Origin of the sequence: Streptomyces sp. NPDC006393 (assembly GCF_040628575.1) — a bacterium.
Lineage (GTDB): Bacteria > Actinomycetota > Actinomycetes > Streptomycetales > Streptomycetaceae > Streptomyces.
In genome coordinates, this window is record NZ_JBEXZD010000130.1 from 1 (window position 1) to 22,139 (window position 22,139).

Below are 22,139 nucleotides of genomic sequence, written 5' to 3' on the forward strand. Positions count from 1 at the left end.
GCGGCCTCCTGCTTGCGCACGGTGTCGCTGCCGGTGTTGGCGAAGCCGGGGTAGGCGCTGAGCGCGGCGGTGAGACCGCTGTAGCTGTAGAACGAATTGCGGTTCGGGAACATCTGGTTGAACTGAGACTCGCTCACCACGAAGCCGGACGGGGTTCCACCGCCGTCGCTCGCGGGCGCGTTCCACTTCTGATTGGCGCCGCCGCTGCAACTCCATATCTGCGTCCGGGTGCCGTTGGCGGAGTTGTTGTCGGTGACGTCCAGGCACTTGTTCGCCTGCGGGTTCACGATGTCGTGTGCGGCGGTGACGGTCCACTTCTGGTTCGCACCGCCGGTACAGGTCCACAGCTGAGCCTTCGCCCCGTCGGCGGTCGAGTTCCCGGTGACGTCCAGGCACTTGCCGAGGGCGCGGATCGTGCCGTCGTTGCCGACGGTCCATTGCTGGGCGCTGGTGCCGTTGCAGTCGTAGAGCTGGACGGGGGTGCCGTCCGCGGAGTTGGCGCCGGCGACGTCGAGGCACTTGCCGGCCAGACCGGTGATGGTGCCGGTCGCGGCTTGGGCGGGGCCCGCGGTGAGCAGGCACGCGGACAGACCCAGCGCGGCGGTGAGGGCGGCTGCTGGAAGGGTTCGCGCCATGAAGGGGGTGGCCTTTCACATGGGGGGTGGCGGCCGACGCTTCACCTCATGAACGGTGGGGGCGTCGTACGTTGCGTGGCTGAGCCGTGAACCTAGGCGCGCCGGATGCTTTCGTCAAGTGGTGAAGTAAGGCTGATGGAAAGGGGGTTGGAGTGGAGTGGCGCGATATTGACCCTGCGCTCACGCCGGTTGGCGGTCCCGTCCGGTGGCGACCGCGGATCGTGAACCGGACAAGGGTGGAGTCGTCGCGCTGTACCTTTCGGACGGACCGGTCATGCCGGATCAGCGACGGTGGGGGAGGCGGGGCGGGGGATGGTGCCCCCCGTGGGGGCGTACTGGGCGGCTTGCGCGTCGAACATCGAGGCGTAGCGCCCCCGGGCGGCCATGAGTTCGTCGTGGCTGCCGTGCTCGACGAGCCGTCCGTGGTGCAGGACGTAGATGCGGTCGGCGTGGCGGACGCCGGACATGCGGTGGGTGACCAGGACGACGGCACGGTGCGGGGCGGCGAGCCGGCGGATGCGGTCGAAGGCGGCGATCTCTGCCTCGGGGTCGAGGGCGGAGGTGGGCTCGTCCACGATGAGCACGCCGTCCTCGTCCGAGGTGGAGCTGCGCCAGTGGGTTCGGGCGAGCCCGATCTTCTGCCACTCGCCGCCCGAGAGTTCGCTGGCCCCGCGGAACATCCGGGCCAGCAGGCTTCCGAGGCCGTGGGGGAGTTTCGCGATGACCTGTCCGGCTCCCGCGTAGTCGACGGACGGCTGAAGGTCCTCGGGGCCGGCCTGCCGGGCGGGCCGGCCGATCCGGATGTTCAACGCCGCTGTCACGGGCCAGCGCTGGAAGTCCTGGGTGAGCAGGGCGACACGGTCGAAGACCCGGAAGCGGTCCAGGGAGGCGATGTCGGCGTCACCCCACCGCACGGTCCCGCTCTGCGGCAGCAGCAGGCCCGACAGCACCTTCATCAGCGTGCTCTTTCCGGAGCCGTTCTCGCCGACCACGGCGGTGACCGAGCCCATGGGCAGCGTGAGGGAGACCTCGTCCAGGGCGGGAGTGTCCCGGTCCGGGTAGCGGTAGCAGACTCGGTCGAGGACGACCTCCCGCACCTGTGCCGGAACGGGATCGCCTCCGCCGGGGATGGTCCATCGTGCCGCCTCGTCCAGGAACCGGGCGTGGTCGCGGACGTAGAGGGACTCCTCGTGCAGCTGGTTGATGTTCATCACCAGCGCGCCCAGGCTCGCCGAGCCGGACCGGACCGCGATGACGGCGGTGCCGGCCACGGCCAGACTCATGTGCCCACTGGTGATCAGCAAGAACATGGCCGCGTACGTCGCCGCCAGGGCGAGCCCGGACAGCGCGGCGGCCACCCACTCGGTGACGGCTTTGCCGGCGGCCAGCCGCTCCTGCTCGGCCTCGGCGCTCTCGGCCATCCGTTCGTAGCGGCTGAGCAGGAACGGCCCGACGGCGTGGATGCGCACCTCCTGGGCGGCGGTGCGCTCCGTGAGGAGGTTGCCGATCAGGCGGCCGGCCCGCACGTGCTCGATCCAGCTCATCATCGACACGTACCGTTCCTGCGCCACCCGCATCGCACCCCAGCCGCGCGGTGCGGCGATCAGGACCAGCATCGGCAGGAGCACCGGGTGGAGGATGGTGAGGACGCCGGCCGTGGAGATCAGGGAGATGGTCCCGTTCAGCGCGGCCACGCAGGCGCTGATCATGCGGCGGGCGGATGCGGCACCGTACTGGGCGACGTCGATCAGCCGCCGGAATTCCGGATCCTCGATGGCCTCCAGCTCCACCGACGCGGCGGCGGCCAGGTACCGGGTCGTGGCGATCCGCTCGACCAGTGGCTCCAGCCGGCCCGCCCGCGAGGTGGACCATCCGGCCAGGCCCGAGTTGACCACGGCCGCCCCCGCGGCGGCGAACAGGCCCGGCAGGACCGCCTGCAACCGCTGTGCGGGCGTGCCCGAGCCGAGCAGTGCGTGCATGACCGCGTTGACCGCGAGCAACCCGACGGCCGCGGCGATGCCCTGCCCGATCTCGCTGACGGCCACGGCGCGCAGTGCGCGACGGTCGGCGTGCCACGCCAGCCGCAAGGTCGTACCGACCAGCCTGGGCATGGAGCGCAGAGCCGACATCATCGTCAGGTCCAGCCAGGCACTCTCGTGTTCCGACCAGCCGGTGTCGTAGCGCAGAGGACCGCCGAAGAGTTCCTTCTCGGCATCGGAGACCTCCGGCTCGGCCATCCGCACACGTCCGAAGAACCTCTTCACCGGGAGCCTCCCGGCCCGGGCCGGCTCGGCACCCGAACGGCCGGGGCGGGCGGCCGCCGTGCCATGGTGACGACCGTGCACATCCGCGCAGGAGCCGCCGCCTTGTGGCCGGAGCCCTCGCGGTACGCGCATTCGTCATCCCGTGCCAGGTCATGGGGAGTCGTCTGTGCTGGTGTCGTGGCCGAAGTCAACGGGGTCCCCCTCGACGGTTCTACGGCTGTTTCCCGTGGGCTCAACGAACCAGCCAGGATTTCGAACACATGTATTTCAGCCGTGTTGACAGCCCTGGAATTGAGCGCGCGCCGGAATTTGGGGCGTGCATCGATCCGTGCGGTGCAAGGGCCGGGGCCGGAGCCGAGGTGGCCGAAACGCAGCGCGTTTCCCTCGCCCGTCGGTTGCGCTCGCGCCGGCCAGAAGATCCATCCTCCCGGGTGCGCCGCGAGGGAGAATCCTGGGACCGCCTCCGTCCGTCATCGAGCCGACGTGGGCTCAGCCGAGACCACGATGGGCGGCCCACAACTCCCCGGCGCGGCCGGCGGCTTCGGCGACCAGGGCGGCCAGTTCGGGCTCGTCCGGGACGGGGAACGAGACGTATGCGCCCCGACCGCCACCGACTGGTCGGCCATAGGCCTTCACCGCGAGGTGACCGTCCGGGAGAAGCCGGACGTTGAGTGTGGTCAGAGTGAACGCTTCGCCGCGTCGAGTGTCCGTCCAGCGGAGCGCCTGCGGGATGGTGACATTGATCGCCAGAGCACTCACTTCCAGGTCGCTGCTCATGGACGGATGATCTCACGCGAGCGGCGTTCCGCGGCAAAGGCAGTCACGCCTCGACGTTCGACGGTGTTCTGCCAAGCTGGACGGATGCGGTCGTGCGTGTGGCGAGGCGGCGATCGTGTTGTTGCCGCAGGAGTTGGCCGATTTCGGGAGCGAAATGGCTACCATCGGATCAGGCGGTGGTGTGGTGCTCTTCCGAGCGTGAACATCACACGTGGGGACGGGGGATCCATGGAGCGTTCGATCGTCTTCGTGCACGGCACGGGGGTGCGCGCCACGTCGTACAACGCGACACTCGACGTGGTACGGGCCGCACTCGACAAGCCCGACCGCGAGGTGCGTGGCTGCTTCTGGGGGGCGGCGGAGGGCGCGAAGTTCGTCTGCGGCGGGACTTCGGTTCCCGGTTACCGGACGTCGGGGGGCGGCAGGACCGAGGCCGATGACGAGGACATCGCTGTGTGGGGAGTGCTCTACGCAGACTTCGGGTACGAGCTGCGGCTGCTTGGTCTGAGGCCTGCCCCGACGTCGGGCATGGGACGAGGAACTCCGCCCTCCAGGAGGTTCTTCGATGCGATTCAGGCTTTTCGCCCTTCCACCGATGCCGTGGCGGTTTTCCGTGGATACGGATTGCTCGACGATCTTGCTGATGCGCTGCGCGCAGTGCAGGCGTCACCCGAGCTGCGTGACGCTGCGGCCACAGTCGACGAGAACGGTTACGAGCACAGGCATGCGGTGGCCCGTGCGATCGTGGCCGCCGCCTTGTCGGCGGCGGCCGAGCGCGGAGCCGATGCGGTGGACGGCGTTGCCCGTGATGCATTGCTCGCCATGCTCAGTTCCGACCTGCATTCACAGAGCCGGGCACTGCCCGGCAAGGTTCGGCAAGCCGCCGTCAAACCCGCCTTGCGGGCGCTGACGCGGCGCGCGGCGAACCAGCGTGGTGCTCTCAGCGACGGCGTGCTGCCGATGACCGGGGACATCCTCCGCTATCAGGCCCGCGGGGAGGGGGTCCGACAGCTCATCAGGCGGACGATCGAGCACGCACCGGGGGAGTCGGTCACCGTGCTGGCCCACAGTCTGGGGGGTGTGGCGTGTGTGGATCTGCTGGCCATGGAAGACCTCGGCAGGCGGGTCGATCAACTGATCACGATCGGTTCCCAGGCGCCGTTCTTCTACGAGTGCGGTGCTCTGGCCTCCGTTGAATACCCCGAGACGCTGCCGGGGCACTTCCCGCGCCGTTGGCTCAACATCTATGATCCGTGGGATCTGCTGGCCTACCGCGCGGCGAAGGTGTTTCCGCTGCATGCCAGTGACGTGGAGGTCAGCAACGGCCAGCCTTTCCCGTTCGCGCACAGCGCCTACTGGACCAACAGCACGGTATGGGACGCCGTCCGCACATGGCTGGGCTGAACCACGTCGAGGCCACCGACATCCACGCTGTCGTCGTCGGGTTGGAGCGCTACCCGAGGGCCCCGCGCGATTGGAGTCTGCCTGGGGCCGGCAAGGACGCTCTGCGCTTCGCACGGTGGCTGCACCGTGGAGGGGTGCCGCCGCAGAACATCAGGCTTCTTTTGTCTCCGATGGAGGAGAGCCGGGAATCCCTCGAGGCGGCTGCCGGTGGAGCAGGGTTCGACTACCGCCTGGTGGCCTCGCTCAATGACGTGAGAAGAGTCTTCATCGAAGATCTCAAGCAGGCGGTCGGCAGTCTGCTGTACGTCTACTGGGGCGGTCATGGCGTTCTCGGAGAGGGCGGCCGACTGCTCTTCCATCCCGATGCGTCCGCCGAGGACAAGCTCTGTCTCAATGTGGAGGAACTGCGGCTGTCTCTCACGCAGATGGCGTCTTCCGGATTTGGACAGCAGGTCCTTTTCTTCGATGCCTGTGCCACGTTCGTGGAGGAGCACGGTGGGGAGAGTGCTCCAGTCGTCGTGCCGTTCCCTCCACCGCGCCGTGAGACGGCCCAGCAGTTCCTGCTGCACGCGTCCCGCGACGGGCAGGCGGCAGAGCAGGACGACTTGACCGAAAGCGGTGCGTTCTCCACGATGCTGCTGCAATGGCTGGAACAGAACGCAGCTGATCTGCACCCGGACCTGTCCGCACTTCACCAGGACGTCAGACTGCACTTCGCGAAGCGGTGTGCGGCCGGAGGACCCGAGCAGACCCCGGTCACCTGCCGCTACCTCACACTCGACGGCACCGAGGACGACACCGAGACCTACGCGGCACCCGTCGATCCCACAGCCCGGCTCGAAGTCATCGGAGTCCTGGAATCGATGTTCCCCGACGGGGGGCAGCTCAAGGTGCTTGCCGCGCGGGTGTCCCGGGCGTGCGGGGCCGCTCGACTCGCCGATGGCTACTCCATCAAGACATTTGCCGAGGTGCTGCTGGGCACCCCCCGCGCAATGGCCACCTTCATCGCCATGCTGTCGGCAGATGGCGAATCCAACACGGCAGAGCCGTTCCGGGCCCTGGCACTCGCCCATGTTCCTCCGGGCCTGTTGTCCGTCGGTGACTACGCAGACCTGCGTGAACTGCTGATGAGGGCCCCCGAGATGTCTCCGGCCACGGTGGCCGCGATCACCCAGCACATCCTGCCCGGCGGGAGCGGAGTGCAGTTGGACACCGCCGGCACGATGGGCGGAGCCCAGCTCCTGGCGCACATGGAGAACCTTGAAAGACATCCGGGCGGACACAGCCACACCGATCGGAGAAGACGCACAACCCCTGCCGTCATCCGCTTCACCCAGCACCTTGCCGCAGTTTTCGAGCAATATCCCGGATGGTGCCGGCAACTGGACACGTGGGGCCGGCACGTCGCGCAACGGCTCGGAGTGGATGCCGAGACTCTCGACGAACTTCGCGCGACTGCCCGTACATGGGCCCAATCGCTCAAGGAGTCCCGCACCGGCCCACGCGTCGTGGTGCAGATCTATCCCGAGCCTGCCACACAGATGTTCACCTGCGTCGTGTGGTCCGACCCGGGCACCGGGGAACTCGCCCGGCACGCGCACGACGACAACGGAATCCCGCTCGCCCCGGCCCAAGCCGTCCGGCTGATCGAACACGCCATCAGATCGCTGTCGGTCAGCGACGCGCAAGCACCGGTGGTGGAAATCGTGCTGGAGGCCGGGGACATGCTCTCCGTTCCCGTGCACACCTGGAACGGTGCGGACACCCACCATGTTGTTCCTCTGCTGCTCGCCGTGCGCCGCCGGATCGCCCTACGCTGCGCCCCGCTGGCCAGCACCGCGCACGAAGACGACCGCCGCGCCAGGCTGGAAAGACGCTGGAACGGCCGTGCGGACGGCAAGGCGGTCTACCTTGATCAGGAACATGCCCAGGGGCAGAGCGCCTATGGCAGGCTGGAAGAGGACCACGACGTCGCCCGAGTGGTCGTGCGCGCCGGCCGTGACGACGGCGCGCGGATGATCCAGCTGGCTCTGTATCTGGGCTACCCCGTCATCCTGTGGGATCACGACGCCTCCGAGGCCGTCTCCGAAACCTACTTCGTGCCCCTCGACCCCGAAGGCACGATTCCTGAGCTGCCCGAGCGTGTCCGCAAGTACTGGGCGAAAGTCTGTGAAGACCCTGTCGGGCACCCGGTGCGGCCGGCTCTCCTCCTGGACGATCCTGAACGACAGATGCCTCCTGCCCCGGCAGTGCCCCGTCAGTCCGCAAGCGACGAAGCGAGTATGCGATGACCAGCCAGGCCGAACCCCACCCCGATGGCGGCGACACATCCGCCCCGGCCGAGGAGACCCCATGGCAGATCTTCCGCGGCACCGGCGAGAAGCGCACCGGCGTTCCCTTTCCCGCAGCGCCACCCTGGCGCCGCTTCGGTGCGGCCCGAACCGCCGGCCTCGACGAGGAGGGCGGGACCCCACCGGATCGCAGGACCGGGTACGTGATCGGGCGCCCCGAGACCGAAGTGGTCAACGCCGCCCTGCACCTGCGCCGCCCACTGCTGGTCACCGGCCGTCCCGGCGTCGGCAAGACCTCACTCGCCCAGGCCATCGCGGACGAACTGGATCTGGGCAAGGTCCTTCGCTGGTCGGTGAACAGCCGCTCCACACTCCAGGACGCGCTGTACCGCTACGACGCCATCGGCCGCCTCCAGGAAAGCAATCTTCCCCGAACCGACAGCCAGGTGCCGCCGCCCATCGGCGACTTCGTGAGACTTGGCCCGCTCGGCACCGCGCTGGTGCCGGCCGGCACACCCCGTGTCCTTCTCATCGACGAACTCGACAAGGGAGACGTAGACCTTCCCAATGACCTCCTGACGGTGTTCGAGGAAGGCAGCTTCGAGATCCCCGAGTTGTCCCGCCTGCCCGAAACACAACCGAACGTCGAAGTCTTCACCGCGGACCACGGTGGACGCGCGACCGTGGAGCGCGGCTACATCACGTGCACACAGTTTCCCGTCGTGGTGATCACCAGCAACGGCGAGCGTGACTTCCCGCCGGCCTTTCGGCGTCGTTGCCTGCCACTGCATCTGGCCGATCCCAGCGACACGCAGCTCATGGAGATCATCAGTCATCATCTCGGCGAGGACGCACTGGCCGACGCAGGCGATCTGGTGGAGACCTTCATGGCACGGCGCTCGGTCGGGGAACTCGCCACCGACCAACTGCTCAACGCCGTCTTCCTTCGTCTGGAAGGACTCCGCCTCGACGATCCGGAGGGATTGCTGAAGACCGTGCTGCACAGGCTCAACGCGGGCGGGTGAGCGATGTTCCGGGAGTTGCAACAGATACTGAGCAGCGCCGGCGTCCCCTTCGGCGACGAGGAACTCCTGGACACCCTGTGGCTGCTCTCCCGCCTGCCACAGGGCCCGAACACCCTGCTGGCCGCGCGATGGGCCAAAGCGCGGCAAGCCGCCGGTGGTTCCACCGAACACCCTCTTGCCGCCCCCGGTGACCCCATCTCGCCCGCCCCGCCCTCCCGGTGGTCCAATCCCGCGGCCGTCCCACCGCCCCCCGGCGCGGAGACGAGTACGGACCCGGCAGGGCTCGTACCCCTGACCGGCGCCCGGCCCACCGGGAACAGCACGGATCTTGAGCTGCGAGTCCCCGGGCTGAAAGCCCTCGGCGGCGACCTTGCTTTCGGTCGTGCCCTGCGCCCGCTCAAGCGCCGCATTCCCAGCACCTGGGAGACCGAACTGGCCGAAGAGGCCACCGCCGCAGCCCAGGCCGACACCCGGGTGCCTCAGGTCGTCCTACGCCCCCGGCCAGAACGCTGGCTCCGGCTGGCGCTCATCATCGACAGCGCGGACTCGATGCTGCTGTGGGAACGCCACTTCGGCGAACTTCGCGCCCTCTTCGAACGCAGCGGCGCCTTCCGGCAGATCGAAGTCCATCAGGTGCGCCACGGAAATCCGCGGTCTTCGCGGTCCATCTCCCTCACCCGCCCATGGGCCGGCAACGACGCTCAGACGCTGTCCCCGCAGTGCGTGACAGATCCCTCCGGGCGCACCATGGTCATCGTCGTCACCGACGGAACAGCCCCCGCCTGGCAAGACGGCCGGATGCAGACCGTCCTGCAGGACTGGGCCACCGCGGGTCCCACCGCGTTGATCCATGTCCTGCCGCGCTCCTTGTGGGCGGGCACCGGCATAACGGCAGACACCTGGCACATCACAACGCCACGCGCCGGAGCCCCCAACACCGACTGGCAGGTGACCCACCCGATCCTGCCACCGACAGTCTCGCAATTCGACACAGTCCCCATCCCCGTGCTGGAACTGACCCCACCCGGCCTCGCCGCATGGGCCGACGCGGTCACGACCCTCGGCCAACCCGTCCCGCTGAGGATCTGGGAACCGCGCAACGCCACCCCCACCCCTCCCGCCGCCGACTCCACCACCTCGCCGCTCGCCTTCACCCGCACCGCCTCCCCCCAATCCGTACGGCTCGCCGCCTACCTCGCGGCGATGGCGCCCGTGACCGTGCCCGTGATGCAACTGGTCCACTCCTGTCTCCCCGGTCGCCGCCACACCGCCGCCCTGGCCGAAGTCTTCCTCAGCGGCCTGCTGGCCCCCCTTCCCCATGCGGCGCAGCCGTCGGCCGACATCAGACATCGCTTCTTCGACTTCACCGCCGAGGCCAAGGACCTGCTGCTGGACACGGTTCCCACGACCGAACTGCTCTCGTGCAGCCGTCGTGTCGGCGAGCGAATGGAACATCTGGTGGGCCGTTCGCCCGACTTTCCGGCCTGGCTGATGACGTCCGCCCCGCAACCCACGCCTGCGGCCCGGCCGCAGCCCTTCGCGCACATCGGGCAGTCCCTGCTGATCCGCCTCGGCCGCGATACCGGTTCCAGTAGTCCAAGCCTCGAACCAGCCGTGCCAACGGAACCAGCCGGAGCACCTGAACCAGCGGTAGCACCGGAACCGGCCGTAGCACCGGAACCGGCGGTAACACCCGAACCGGCAGCCGAGCCCAGCACGACGAAGCTGCTCGCCATCGACCTCGCCTGGCTTCTCATGATCGCCGAGAAGAACACACCGGGGGATCCGCAAGTCACCGACTGGGGATCACTGACGGCTGCGGTCAGCCGCATGCAGGCAGAGATCTTCGGCGTACCCGTGTACCCCACCCCTGCCGAGCGTGCGGCAGTCCTCTTGCAGCAGCTTCTCCATGTACCGGCCCTGGAGCGCAGCAACGCACTCTTCGCCTCATCAGCCGCCTACGCCTACCTGGTGGCGTGCGGGTTGAAGGTCACCACCAGTCCTGAACAAGTCCGAGATCTGGCGCGTCAGGTCAAAGCCGGAGCTGGTCTCTCCGCGATCACACAGTCTTTGCAGAGCTGGATCGGGTAGCTGCCGACCAATCGAAGAACATCAGGCCCTCGATGTCGATGAGGACGGGTCGTACGCGGGCATCGACCAAGACGTGGTCGGGCCCGAGCTCGCCGTGGATCAGTCCGTGTTCGGTGCGCGGAGCCACTCGTGTGGTCAGCTCATGCAGGCGATCGCGCAAGGGTGCGGCGGCTGCTCGGATCCCGGGGTCGCGTTCGGCCGCCTCCGCGAGAACGCCGAAGGCACGCTCGAACACCAACTGCTCGCACGAAACGCCACTCGCTTTGTCGCCCAGCGTGCCGCCGACGACGTCCTCGACCACCGCCACATCCGCCGGGTACCGGCGTCGGCTGTCGTCGGCCAGGAGTACCCCCGGAACTCCCACCCCGAGGCGGTCCAGCCTCCGCTGAGCGGCCGGGAACGGGACCAGCCAACCGTGGACGATCACGCTTGCGGCACGTGATCCGGTCACGTGAACGCGGTAGATCCCCTTCCGGCAAGGCCTCAGCCTTCACTTGGGGGCGACCCTTCGTCGGACTCTCCGGGTTCACGGGCGCCTTCCACGGCCGGGGGCCGTGAGTTTCTTCGACGTGCCGCGCGTTGGCAGATGAGCCAGTAGACGAGTGCCGCAGGCGGCGAGGCGCACAGCAGGATGATCAGCAGGCGGGGGTCGATGACAGGGGTGTGTGACGCCGGCCGTTCCGCCTCGCTCGGCAGGTCCCTCAGAAGGGCATCGAGTTGCTCGCGGGTCCGCGCTTCGTAGACCGCGCCCACGCGTTCTTCGAGTTCTGTCAGCGTCAGCCGGCCAACCGCGTAGTGGTGTTGCAGTTGGGCTGCGACCTGGTCGCGTTCGGCGTCCGAGGCCCTTAACGCAGGGCCGGTGATGTGCTCTTCGTGGTCAATCATGGCGGCCTCTCAGGGAGGGGTGGCAGGGTCCGGGGACGGGCGGTCTTGCAGGTCGACGACCGCGATGACCACCCGTGTCCAGACCCCCGCGGCGTCGCGATCCCCGAATCGGGTGGCGAGCCGTTCGATGTGACCGCGCAGCTCGGCGAGGGCTTCGTCGGTCAGTCGCAGCGCACCGCGATGCAGATCGATCTCGCGGCGGCCTCCGGTCTGCTTGGACCGGTAGGCAGCGTTGATGTCGGCCCGGGTGGCGTCCAGCATCGAGCCGAGGAACTCAGCCATCTCTTCCGGGTTCGCCGCATCGCTGGTGGGTTCGGTGACCGCGGGGGTGTAGACCCGCTCGACCTTGCCGCGGGCCAGCGGCCGGTATTCGGCGATCTCGATCAGGCCGGCCCGTTCGAGCTGATGCAGGTGGTAGTAGAGCCGGTCAGCTGGAAGGTCGACGTGGTCGGCGAGTTCCCGTGCGGACTGGGGTATCTCCCACAACGCCTCCAGGAGCCGGACGCGCAGGGGATCGGCGAGCGCCTTGTGCACGCCGTGCCACCGCCGGGTCGACGCGCCGGAGGCCTGTGTGCTCATCGATCGCCTTCTTCATTGCACCGACCTACACTCATTGGAAAATTCTACAACCAACTGAAGTGCGCAGCCAGGTCGGGGCAGTTGATACTGAGTCAGGCCGGTATCGCTTGATCGCCCCATTCACCGCGTGCCCAGCTCGAACGCGAGGCGGCAGCGTTCAACCTTGGCAGACTACGAGCCGGACGAGCTCGAGCAGGGCGGACCGCGTGGGCGCCCGCTACTGCAGACTCCGGAAGTCGTCGAGCCAGGTGTAGCCCGGCGCCGACATCCCGGCTCCGCGGGGCTGGACCGTGAGGGTGGCGAACACACTGTTGAGCAGCCACGGCGGCTTCTTCGAGTTCCAGCCCGCCGTCATCGACGGCACCTGCCGGAACCCGTACATCGCGGCGGCGAGCCGGCCCGTGTTCCTGAACCGCGCCATCTCGTCGCGGAGCAGGTGCTTCTCGGACTCGAACCACGGGCTCTCGGTGAGCAGGTCGTCCCACTCACGCGACGGGAACGGGTGCGCGATCGCGTCACCGATCACCTGCCACACCTGGGTGTCGGGGGCATAGCCGTACCGCTTCGCGAACGTGGCCGGGATCGGGTCGGTCATGTGCTGCTGCCAGTGCCAGACCAGGGAGAACTCCGTCACCAGGAACGTCTGGTCGGGACGCAGACGGGGCAGGGTGTAGTCGAGGAACGGCTGGATGGCGTCCTCGTCGGGCACATGGGGATGCAGGTCGACGCCCTCGAGCTGGGGCGTCTCGCGGACGAATCCGAGGTACCGCTCCACCGCCGGAGTGCGGTTGGCCGGTATGTCCAGCCGGTTCAGGGCGCCCATGTAGAGGTGGGTGGGGCACCCGGACCCGCACAGCCGCTCCCGGGCCGCGATCACGTGCCGCGCGACGGTCTCGTAGAACCGGTTGAGTCGCTCATCGCGCTCGGCGGGGATGCTCTCGACGAACGGTTCGTTGCCGATGGTGACGATGTCGGCGGTGCCGAGCACCAGCGGCAGCACCCGGTCCAGACGGGCCAGCTCGGCGTCCATGGCCGCCGTGCCCGGCTGCGGGAACGAGCGGTCGGCCATCGGGAACTTCAGGCTCAGCACGGTGTGGAAGCCCCGCGCGTGCGCGTCGTGGAGGGCGACGACCGTGCCGCTCCGCGCGGGTGGCACCCGGTCGGCTTCGGGCAGGGCGTAGAACCCCCGGACCCAGTCGGCGCGCGCCGTGCGCAGTTCCGGGTAGCTGAGCTGGTCGAGGTTCTCGTTGAAGTTCGCCCCCAGCACCCCGAGCGCGGGCAAAGGCGCGACCTGGCCCTCATGTTCGGCCACGGCCGATGCCCCGCCTCCGGAGAGCGGGACGACGAGCGCAGTGGCGCAGGCGACGGCGAGCATGGAAAGTGCGCGTCGGTGTCGCGGCATGGTGTGGCTCCTTTCAGTCCACCCGCTGGTCAGCTGTTCGTTCCGGCTCCAGCAGTTCGGGTTCCGGCAACTCGAGTTCCAGCAGCCTGCGCCATGTCGTAGGTGTGCACGTAGTCGAACTCTGCGGTGGCGCCGCCGGTGTTCATGGACACGAGGCCGATGCGCAGGTCACCCTGGTCGGACAGGGACCAGGTACCGCCCCACTCCCAGCGTTCACCGTCGGTGCTCGATGCCATGCGCACGTCGTACTCGTCGTGAACGACGTCATGCCGGACGTACAACCGCAGCCAGGTCGTCTCCGCGGGGGCTGCCCCGAACATCGGGCCGTTCGCCACGGCGACCGGCGGAGTGGCCGTCGGGCGCTCCGCCTCCTTGCCGAACTCCGTCTGGTGCAGAAGCCGGCCGGGCTTGCGGTTGAGCGGCAGGAGGGAGTGCACCAGCTTCAGGTACCGGTCGTCGTTCTGGTAGAGAACCAGGCCGGCCTGCTGAGAGGCCCTGGTGCCGTCGAAGCTGAGCTTCGTCTCGACGAGGTAGTCCGATCGGGGGGCGTCCCGGAGCAGCACCGAGGCTGTGTTGCTGCCCGTGTACAGTTCAGCGGCCTGAGTCGGCCACACGAGCCGGCCGGCCTCCAGCCGCGGCCCCGTCGTGGGCTGCCGCACCCACGACCACGCCGAGTCACCCGTTCCCGGCATGCCGGTTCCTTCGAAGTCGTCGGAGTTTCCCGTGAGCAGCCGGCCCGGCACCGGGTCGGGAACGCGTTCGGTGACCCGTCGAGCCGCCGGGGCGGCGCTCACGTTGTCGACGTCGCCACCGCGACGGGCGGTCACCGCGATCGTGCCGCTCGGAGTCGCGTTCCTGGGCGCCGCGGCCGTCGTCACCGCCAACGGCTCGATGAGATCGTCCTCCGAGACCGACGCCGTGACGTCATCGCCGACCCAGTCGAGCGTCAGCACCTTCCAGGTGCTCGCGTCGAACGTAGCCGGCAACGGAGTGGCCGAGCGGACGGTCGTGTCACCGTGCGTGACCTCGACGCGGAGCTCGCCGGCCTGGGAGTCGAGCCACGCGACCGCTCCGTTGCGCCCGTTGACGCCGGCGCGGAGCCCGATGGTGCCGCCCGCCGAAGTCCGTACGTCCGCCTGTGCACGCAGGTCGCCCTGGACGCGAACCCTGCTCGTGAGCGTGGCCCCGTCACCCAGATGTGCGAAGCGGCCCGGGTCTGTCTCGTGGCCGACGACGGCCGGGCCTCGGGCCACCCAGGCGCCAAGTCCTGAGGCGAAGCCGTCGTCGACAGGTCCGGTCGTCACAGGGGCCGCTGCTCCCGTCACGCTGCCACCCGCGCCCGCGTTCGCCACGGGCCAGCCGTCGATCCAGTCCAGCCGATCGATCAGCATCGGACGCTTGGAGAGCTTCAGTTCGCCCGCGCGCGACCGGACCGGGGGGAAGTCGGGGTCCGCGTTCGCGATCCCGTGGTAGACGATCCAGTCCTGGCCCGACAGATCGGTCTGGACCGCGTTGTGCCCGACACCTGTGAACCCGTTGCCGTTCGGGGCGAGGACGAAGCCACCCTTGCTCGAAAGGCTCATCAGGTCGGTGCCCTCATCGTCCTCGAACGGGCCGTAGGGGCTGCGGCTGCGCCCCACCTTCACGGTGTAGCCGCTGAACGCCCCGTCGCAGCATCCGCCATCGGAGTACATGAGGTAGTAGAAATCGTCATGCCTGACGACGAACGCGCCTTCCATCCGCCGCCCTTGGGCGACCTGGGTGACGGGTCCCGTGAGTGCCGTCGCGTCGGCATTTGTCCTCGAGACGCAGATGACGTCGTAGCTGCCCCAATAGAGGTAGTGCGTGCCGTCGGTGTCCGTGAACAGCGCCTGGTCGATGTTCCCCGTCGGGCAACCGGCCACCGCCGCGCTCGGGACGAGGAGGCCGTGCTGAGTCCACGGACCTGTCGGCGTCGGCGCCGTCGCCAGTGCGATGCCCCCGGTCGAGAGCGCATACGTCAGGTGGTACTGACCGTCGACGTAGCGGATGTCCGGCGCCCAGGCACGAGAGTTGCCCTGCCAGAAGGACGGGATCGCGTCCGGCGAGACGACATCGCCGACGTACGTCCAGTCGACCATGTTGCCGGAGCGGAGGACGGGGAGGATGTGTTCGCCCTCCTCACCCGCGCTGTTGAAGATCGGGTTCGTCGTTCCGTACGCGTACCACGAACCGTCCTTGCCCCGGATCATCGCCGGATCCGGGAACGTGTCCACCACTTTCGCGGTCACCGGGTTGGTGTAGGTCGCGGACGGCGATCCGGCTCCGTCGGCGGTCACCGCGTCGGCCGGTGCGACCGCCGAGAGTCCGCCGGCCAGCAACAAGCCGACCGACAACGCCGTCACAGCCGACCGCGCAGGCCTTCCTCGCCATCCCATGACAATTCCCTCCCCATTGAAGAACCTGCGCCTTGGGCGCAGCGAGGGCAGGAACGACCGAAGCCGCCCCCGCACTCATGCAACGGATCTCGAATTCTTCCGTCAAGGGGTCGGCAAAACAGAAGTGATGACGGGCGTCCTGGATCGGCCGGGGTGAATTCATCCGGGCCGATCCGGACGAATTCTCAGACCTGTTGACGAAAATCAGAAAGGCTTCGCATGCTGGGCTCAGTGCATTCAGAGGATTCCTTGTTCGAGCTGCTGCGTGCGCCGGTGCCGGCGTGCGGAACGACGAAGGAGAGTGCGATCGATGAGCACCGGTCCCCAGAAAGGGACGCCCGTCGGCCGACGAGCGCTGTTGGCCGGGGTGGCCAGGACGGCCGGTGCGGCCGGTGCGGTCGGCCTCGCCGGTGCGGCCGGATCGCTGGGCGCGGTGGCGCGGGCCGCGGCCGCGGTCCCCGCGAGCGGTGCGGCGAGCGGGCGTCACCCGTCGAACTGGCCCGACCTCGAGCCGTACGGTCTCGCGGACACCCGCACGGACCTCTGGCCGAGACGGGACAACTCCTTCGTCCTGCCGCTCGAGTTGCGTCCGCGCGACGAGGAACTCGGCCGGGTCTGGATGCGCGACACCTACGTCAACTGCTTCAGGATCGCGGGCCGCCGCCCGCTCTACGTTGCCACCGGCACCACCCGCGTACCCGGCCTGGACACGGCCGGCCCCTGGAACGACGGGATCTTCGTGTGGACGGCCGCCTCCCTGCGCGGCCCGTGGCGTCTGGCCGACACGACCGGCGTCCGCCCCGGCGCCGAGAAAGGAAAGGTCTGGTCGCCGGAGTTCGCCGACGAGAACCGGCCCGGGCGCACGGTTGTCGCCCCGTGGCAGCAGTACTGGTACGACGACCGGTTCGGCAGGCGCGGCAACGTCTGGGCCCCGGAGGTGCACTACTTCCGGGACACCTGGTACATCGTCGCGTGCATGGGCGACCGCGCGCACAAGGTCGGCTCGTTCCTGCTGGTGAGCGAAGGCGGCGTCGAGGGACCGTACCGGCTCGCCGAGGGCAACCTCGACAAGCCCTTCGGCGACGCGCTCCCCGACGCGCCGTACATCGATCCCGGGGCGCGTTTTCACATCGACGGCAGCATGTATACCGAGGGCGACGACGCCTGGCTGGTGCTGCACAACAACGTGTACGCCCGGTTCCGGGACGACATGGAGGACATCGTCCCGACGACACGGCTCCCGGCGTTCCGGCAGCAGCCCTACACCCCGGAGCCCTACCTGGAGGGCGCGTACGTCTTCAAGCACGGCGGGAAGTACTACCTCCTGCACGCCGCGTGGGACCGGACCTCGACGGCCGCCGACGGCAGCACCCGCCACGCCTACGACACGCCCGCCCCCGGCCGGACGCAGTACCAGTACGACGCGATCGTCGCCGTCGCCGACCACTTCGAGGGCCCGTACTCCCGCCGCTGGACCCTCGGCGTGGGCGCCGGCCACAACAACATCTTCGCGGACGTCGACGGCGGGCTGTGGGCGACGTTCTTCCGCAACCCGAACTTCGGCCACTGGGCCGACCCGGCACGCATCGCCGAGGCCGCGGTACCCGGCGTCGTCCGCCTGGAATGGACCGGCCCGCAGGGCAACCGCCTCTACGTCCGGCGCCAGAACCGAGGCCATGCCATCAGCGAGTGAAGGCCCGAGGCGACGCGATCTCGCCGTGCGGGGCGCCGGCCCACGCGGCACACCGGCCGGCTGATCCGCGTCCCCGCCCGATCGCTGCGACCGCGTTCTCCTCCCGGAAGGGGACACTGTGACCTGCCCGACCGCTCCGAACATCGTGTTCGTGATGACCGATCAGCTCCGCGCCGACTTCACCGCCGGCGTGGGCTTCGACCTGGACACGATGCCCTTTCTCGACTCCATCGCCGCCCAGGGCACCCGCTTCCGTCGCGCGTACACCACCGCCCCGGCCTGCGTCCCGGCGCGCACCAGCCTGCTCACCGGCAGATGGCCCAGCACCCACCGGGTACGGCAGAACTCCAACACCGACCCGCAGGACGTGTCGCGCGGAGACGACCTGATCGATGTCCTGCGCGGCGCCGGCTACCAACTGTTCTACGCCGGCAAGACGCACATGTACCGAGACGACCCGGCGGACTACGACGCCTTCTCCGGCCCGTACGGCCACACGAAGGGACCGGACACCACCACCGAGCAGCGCGCCTTCACCGCCTGGATGAACTCCATCGACATGGGGCCGACGACTGCGCCCACCCCGTTCCCGCCGGAGCAGCAGTACGCGTACCGGATCGTCTCCGACACCATCCGGCAGGTGGACGCCCGGGACCCCGGCAAACCGTTCTTCGCCTGGGTCTCCATGCCCGAGCCGCACAACCCGTACCAGGTGCCGGAGCCGTACTTCTCGCTGTTCGACGAGGACGAGATTCCCGACCGGTCCTGCGGCCCCGAGGCCGCGGAGGCCAAGGGCGGCGCCTACAAGTGGCTGCGCGACCTGGTGGAGGAGAAGCGACCCGGCTACGACAAGCTCTGGCGCCGCTACCGCGCCACCTACTGCGGCATGCTCCGCCTCATCGACGACCAGCTGCGCCGGCTCGTCGGCCACCTGAAGGAGCAGGGCCTGTGGGAGAACACCCTGCTGATCTTCCTCGCCGACCACGGCGACTACGCCGCCGACTACGGCCTTCAGCGCAAGGGCGCCGGCATCCCCGAGGTCCTGGCGCACATCCCGATGGTCGTGCACGGCTGCGGTGTCAGGACGCACGACAACGAGAAGGACTTCGTCTCGATCGCCGACATCCTGCCCACCGTGTGCGAGGCGGTCGGCCGCCCCATCCCGCTGGGTGTCCAGGGCCGCAGCCTGTGGCAGATGCTCACCGGCTCCGACTACCCGGCCGCGGAGTTCGCCGACATCGTCACCGAGCGCGGCTACGGCGGCCTGCCCTATCCCGACGACGCCCGCCCGCCGCTGCACTTCCCGTACGAAGGCACCAGGTACGACGAGCTGAACAGCGTGACCCAGAGCGGCTCGTCGCGGATGATCCGGCACGACCGCTACAAGCTCTATGAGCACGTCGCCGACGGCGGTGAGCTGTACGACCTCGACAAGGATCCGATGGAGCTGCACAACCGCTGGGACGATCCGAGCCTGCGCAAGGTCAAGGCCGATCTGATGCAGCGACTCCAGCGATGGTCGGTCCGGCTCACCGACGACCTGCCGAAAGGGGTCTACGAACCCAGGCTCGCCCGACACAACTGGTACCGGACCTCGCGGGAGGACGGAGCATGACCGGCCCGATCAGCCGCAGCCACGACGACCGGCAGCCTCCCCCGTCACGCCGTACGGTCCTGCGCGGTGCCGCCGCCGTCACCCTGGCCGCGGCAGCCACCACCGCAGCCGCCGCCGGAACGGCTTCCGCGGCCGGCGCGGGCCCTTCCTCCACGGTCGTCGACCATCCGGGCGCCCAGTGGCTGCCCGCCGACCCCGCGAACTACCTGACCGCGCGGCGTCCCCGCAGCCATCCGGTCGACCACGTGGTCATCCACGTCACGCAGGAACACTTCGACGACGCCGTCGCCGTCTTCCAGGACCCCGGCCGGAAGACCTCGGCGCACTATCTGGTCCGCTCGGCGGACGGCCACATCGCCCAGTGCGTCCGCGAGAAGGACGTCGCCTGGCACGCCGGTGACCCCTCCTACGACGACCGCAGCATCGGCATCACCCACGAGGGCTGGGTCAATTCCACCGCCTGGTTCACCGAGGAGATGTACGCCGCGTCCGCGGCGCTCACCGCGGCCGTGTGCGCGCGCCATGCGATTCCGCTGGACCGAACCCACATCCTGGGTCACCACGAGGTGTCCGGAGCCACCCACACCGACCCCGGAGCCAACTGGGACTGGGACCACTTCCTCGAACTGGCACGGAAGGTGAGAGCCGACACGACCACTGTGAAACGCAGGCCCGTCACCACTGGGCGATGAGCGGCGTGTCCTGTTCGTGCTGCCGCCAGGTCTCGACGAGGCGGGTGAGGCGGTCGGCGGCGGCGATGCCGCGCACGGTCGCGATCCTGCCGTCGGCGACGTCGAACGTCACGGCGCCGACGACCTGGCCGGCGACCACGAAGAGGATGGCGGGGGTGCCGTTGACGAGCGCGTAGTGCACGGCGGGCGTGCCGCCGGCCAAGCGCCGTTTCGCGGGTGTGGGCTTGAAGCCGGCGCGTACGACGGCGGCGATGCGCTGCGGAGTCTCGTAGCGCAGCAGCTTCTCCGCCAGGCCGGCGCCGTCGGAGATCGCGGTCGCGTCCTCGGTGAGCAGTGCCACCAGCCGTTCGGTGCGGCCCGAGGTGGCAGCGGCGAGGAATTCCTCGACGATCCTGCGGGCGGTTGCCGGGTCGACTTCGCCGTCGCCGCGGCGCGCGACGGTGATGCGGCGCCGGGCCCGGTGGAGGTGCTGCTGGCTCGCGGACTCGGTGATGTCGAGGATCTCGGCGGTCTCGGTGTGGCTGTAGGAGAACGCTTCGCGCAGGACGTAGACGGCCCGCTCGACGGGCGACAGGCGCTCCATGAGAGTCAGCACCGCCAAGGAGACCGATTCGCGCTGCTCGAACGTGTCGGCCGGGCCGAGCATCGGGTCGCCGTCGAGGAGCGGTTCGGGCAGCCAGGCGCCGACGGCCCGTTCGCGGCGGGCTCGTGCCGAGCGGAGCCGGTCGAGGCACAGATTGGTGACGACCTTGGTCAACCACGCTTCCGGCACCTTGATCCGCTGCCGGTCGGCGGCCTGCCAGTGCAGGAACGCGTCCTGCACGGCGTCTTCGGCGTCGGTGGCCGAGCCGAGGAGACGGTACGCCAGCGAGGCCAGCCGGTTCCGGCTGGCCTCGAAGCGACTGGTGTCGAAGCCGTCAGTGGCGGTGCTGTCCACGCGGACCACCCTAGGCGGCTACGCGACGGCCTGTTCCGCTGACGTACGCACGGACGTATCCGGGGCGGCGGTCAGGCGGCGCCGGCGCTTGGGCATGCCGAAGGTCGGGTGCGAGGTGGCCCACAGCGAGGTCTTGAGGATGCCCGACTTGAACCGCGCGGCCTTCCGGCCGCCGAGGTACCTCGGCTTCGCCCGCGCTTCCCCGTCGACCATCTGCAGGATCCCGTCCCGCCGCCCGAGGCTGATGTGGTTGCCCAGGTACTCCAGCTTGGTGTGCGGGATCTTGCGGCCGGTCAGACGCCCCACGATCGCGCCGATCGCCTGCATGCTGGTGTAGCCGGCCGAAGCGCAGGACATCGGCAGCGGCCGGCCGTTGTCGCCGATGGCGTGGGCGCTGTCGCCGGCGGCGTAGACATTCGGGTGGGAGACCGACCGCATGGTGCGATCGACGACGATCCGACCGTTCTCGGTGACCTCCAGCCCGCCGGCGGCGGCGATGGGACTCACCGCGAAGCCGGCTGTCCACACGGTCGCGTCGGACGCCAGGACGGTGCCGTCGGCGCACAGCACCCGCGCCGCTTCGACAGCTTCGACGCGGGTGTGCTCCAGGACGGTGACGCCCAGCCGGTCGCAGGCCCGGCGCAGGTGGCCGCGGGCTCCGGCGGAGAGCCGGGCGCCCAGCTCGCCCTGGGCGACCAGCGCCACCGACAGGCCGGGCCGGGACTCGGCGATCTCGGTGGCGGTCTCGATGCCGGTCAGCCCGTCACCGACGACCAGCACCCTCCCGCCCTCGTCCAAGCTGTCCAGACGCTCGCGCAGGCGCAGCGCCGACGGCCTGCCGGCGACGTCGAAGGCGTGCTCGGTCACCCCGGGGACGCCGCCGTCGGCGACGTGGCTCCCGAGCGCGTAGAAGAGCGTGTCGTAGCCCAACTCGCCGCAGCCCTCGGCGTCGGCCACGGCGACGACCTGGCGCTCGGGGTCGACGGCGGTGACACGGGCCACGCGCAGCCGTATCCCCGTGCCCGCGAAGACGTCGGCAAGCTTCCGAGTCTCGATCTCCTGGCCGGCCGCCAACTGGTGCAGCCGCAGCCGCTGTACGAAGTCCGGCTCAGCGTTGACCACGGTGATCTCGATGTCTGCCGGGGACAGCCGGCGGGCCAGGTTCCCGGCCGTGTGGGCCCCGGCATAGCCGGCGCCGAGGACGACGATGCGGTGCTTCATGTGCAGCTCCTGTTGATTCGCTTGCTCCTCGTGACGTTGAGCGGAGCGGCGACCCGATTCCTGACAGGGACTGCATGTGACATGAGTCACTCGATGGCAGGGCCAGAGCTGTTGGAGATACGCCGAAGGCCGGTGCCGGCAGCGGGTGTTGCTGCGGGCATCGGCCTTGGGGTGCTGTGCTGGGGTGCTTGGGCTCAGTAGGCGGAGTTGA

17 protein-coding genes and 1 pseudogene are annotated in these 22,139 nt (G+C 69.2%); 8 read left to right on the forward strand and 10 right to left on the reverse strand.

From position 1 onward, the window contains the following. From ABZ484_RS33845 to ABZ484_RS33855, 3 genes are all read right to left on the reverse strand, one after another. Positions 1–635: lectin (locus ABZ484_RS33845; protein WP_358869782.1), on the reverse strand; the 635-nt coding region annotated here is incomplete at its 3' end. Between the two features lie 272 nt (positions 636–907). Next, positions 908–2,872, reverse strand: a complete 1,965-nt coding sequence (locus ABZ484_RS33850) for an ABC transporter ATP-binding protein (protein WP_358869797.1) — start codon at positions 2,870–2,872, stop codon at positions 908–910. Between the two features lie 516 nt (positions 2,873–3,388). Then, a complete protein-coding gene (locus ABZ484_RS33855) occupies positions 3,389–3,676 on the reverse strand; it encodes a hypothetical protein (RefSeq protein WP_358869783.1) in 288 nt (95 codons plus the stop codon). A gap of 228 nt (positions 3,677–3,904) precedes the next feature. Here ABZ484_RS33855 and ABZ484_RS33860 point away from each other — a divergent pair, with 228 nt between their 5' ends. The 5 genes and pseudogenes from ABZ484_RS33860 (at position 3,905) to ABZ484_RS33880 (ending at position 10,487) form a co-directional block, all read left to right on the forward strand. Then, the gene (locus ABZ484_RS33860; RefSeq protein ID WP_358869784.1) at positions 3,905–5,080 is read left to right on the forward strand and encodes a hypothetical protein; all 1,176 of its coding nucleotides are present in this window, start codon (positions 3,905–3,907) and stop codon (positions 5,078–5,080) included. After that, complete coding sequence (locus ABZ484_RS33865; protein ID WP_358869785.1) at positions 5,068–7,371, forward strand: hypothetical protein; 2,304 nt, start codon at positions 5,068–5,070, stop codon at positions 7,369–7,371. Before ABZ484_RS33860 ends, ABZ484_RS33865 begins: the two co-directional genes overlap by 13 nt. Further along, entirely contained in the window at positions 7,368–8,396 is a 1,029-nt protein-coding gene (locus tag ABZ484_RS33870; RefSeq protein WP_358869786.1) for a MoxR family ATPase, read from the forward strand. The genes ABZ484_RS33865 and ABZ484_RS33870 overlap by 4 nt, the downstream gene beginning before the upstream one ends. Positions 8,397–8,399: 3 nt before the next feature. Continuing rightward, a pseudogene (locus tag ABZ484_RS33875) lies at positions 8,400–9,848 on the forward strand (SAV_2336 N-terminal domain-related protein); the annotation flags it as partial. A 303-nt stretch (positions 9,849–10,151) separates the two neighbouring features. Then, positions 10,152–10,487: a fic family toxin-antitoxin system, toxin component gene (locus tag ABZ484_RS33880; protein WP_358869798.1), complete on the forward strand. Its 336-nt coding sequence runs from the start codon at positions 10,152–10,154 to the stop codon at positions 10,485–10,487. Here ABZ484_RS33880 and ABZ484_RS33885 read toward each other — a convergent pair. The 5 genes from ABZ484_RS33885 to ABZ484_RS33905 all read right to left on the reverse strand — a co-directional run bounded on the left by ABZ484_RS33885 (position 10,456) and on the right by ABZ484_RS33905 (position 15,737). Continuing rightward, entirely contained in the window at positions 10,456–10,794 is a 339-nt protein-coding gene (locus tag ABZ484_RS33885; protein WP_358869787.1) for a hypothetical protein, read from the reverse strand. The genes ABZ484_RS33880 and ABZ484_RS33885 overlap by 32 nt on opposite strands. Before the next feature lie 176 nt (positions 10,795–10,970). After that, positions 10,971–11,372 carry a DUF1707 domain-containing protein gene (locus ABZ484_RS33890; RefSeq protein WP_358869788.1) on the reverse strand — a complete coding sequence of 134 codons (402 nt, stop codon included), beginning with the start codon at positions 11,370–11,372 and terminating at the stop codon, positions 10,971–10,973. Positions 11,373–11,381: 9 nt separating this feature from the next. Further along, positions 11,382–11,951 carry a winged helix-turn-helix domain-containing protein gene (locus ABZ484_RS33895; RefSeq protein WP_358869789.1) on the reverse strand — a complete coding sequence of 190 codons (570 nt, stop codon included), beginning with the start codon at positions 11,949–11,951 and terminating at the stop codon, positions 11,382–11,384. A 217-nt stretch (positions 11,952–12,168) separates the two neighbouring features. Next, positions 12,169–13,353, reverse strand: a complete 1,185-nt coding sequence (locus ABZ484_RS33900; protein ID WP_358869790.1) for a hypothetical protein — start codon at positions 13,351–13,353, stop codon at positions 12,169–12,171. A 29-nt stretch (positions 13,354–13,382) separates the two neighbouring features. After that, the gene (locus ABZ484_RS33905; RefSeq protein ID WP_358869791.1) at positions 13,383–15,737 is read right to left on the reverse strand and encodes a family 43 glycosylhydrolase; all 2,355 of its coding nucleotides are present in this window, start codon (positions 15,735–15,737) and stop codon (positions 13,383–13,385) included. A 343-nt stretch (positions 15,738–16,080) separates the two neighbouring features. Between ABZ484_RS33905 and ABZ484_RS33910 the strand changes: the two genes are divergently transcribed. The 3 genes from ABZ484_RS33910 (at position 16,081) to ABZ484_RS33920 (ending at position 19,770) form a co-directional block, all read left to right on the forward strand. Continuing rightward, on the forward strand, positions 16,081–17,463 hold the full coding sequence (locus tag ABZ484_RS33910) for a family 43 glycosylhydrolase (RefSeq protein ID WP_358869792.1): 1,383 nt from the start codon (positions 16,081–16,083) through the stop codon (positions 17,461–17,463). Between the two features lie 118 nt (positions 17,464–17,581). After that, entirely contained in the window at positions 17,582–19,078 is a 1,497-nt protein-coding gene (locus tag ABZ484_RS33915; protein WP_358869793.1) for a sulfatase-like hydrolase/transferase, read from the forward strand. Then, the gene (locus ABZ484_RS33920) at positions 19,075–19,770 is read left to right on the forward strand and encodes an N-acetylmuramoyl-L-alanine amidase (RefSeq protein WP_358869794.1); all 696 of its coding nucleotides are present in this window, start codon (positions 19,075–19,077) and stop codon (positions 19,768–19,770) included. The genes ABZ484_RS33915 and ABZ484_RS33920 overlap by 4 nt, the downstream gene beginning before the upstream one ends. On the opposite strand, the gene ABZ484_RS33925 is transcribed toward ABZ484_RS33920, so the two are convergent. Both ABZ484_RS33925 and ABZ484_RS33930 read right to left on the reverse strand, forming a co-directional pair. Next, entirely contained in the window at positions 19,754–20,707 is a 954-nt protein-coding gene (locus ABZ484_RS33925) for a sigma-70 family RNA polymerase sigma factor (RefSeq protein ID WP_358869795.1), read from the reverse strand. The genes ABZ484_RS33920 and ABZ484_RS33925 overlap by 17 nt on opposite strands. Before the next feature lie 18 nt (positions 20,708–20,725). Next, positions 20,726–21,928: an FAD-dependent oxidoreductase gene (locus ABZ484_RS33930; protein ID WP_358869796.1), complete on the reverse strand. Its 1,203-nt coding sequence runs from the start codon at positions 21,926–21,928 to the stop codon at positions 20,726–20,728. Positions 21,929–22,139: the final 211 nt, after the last annotated feature.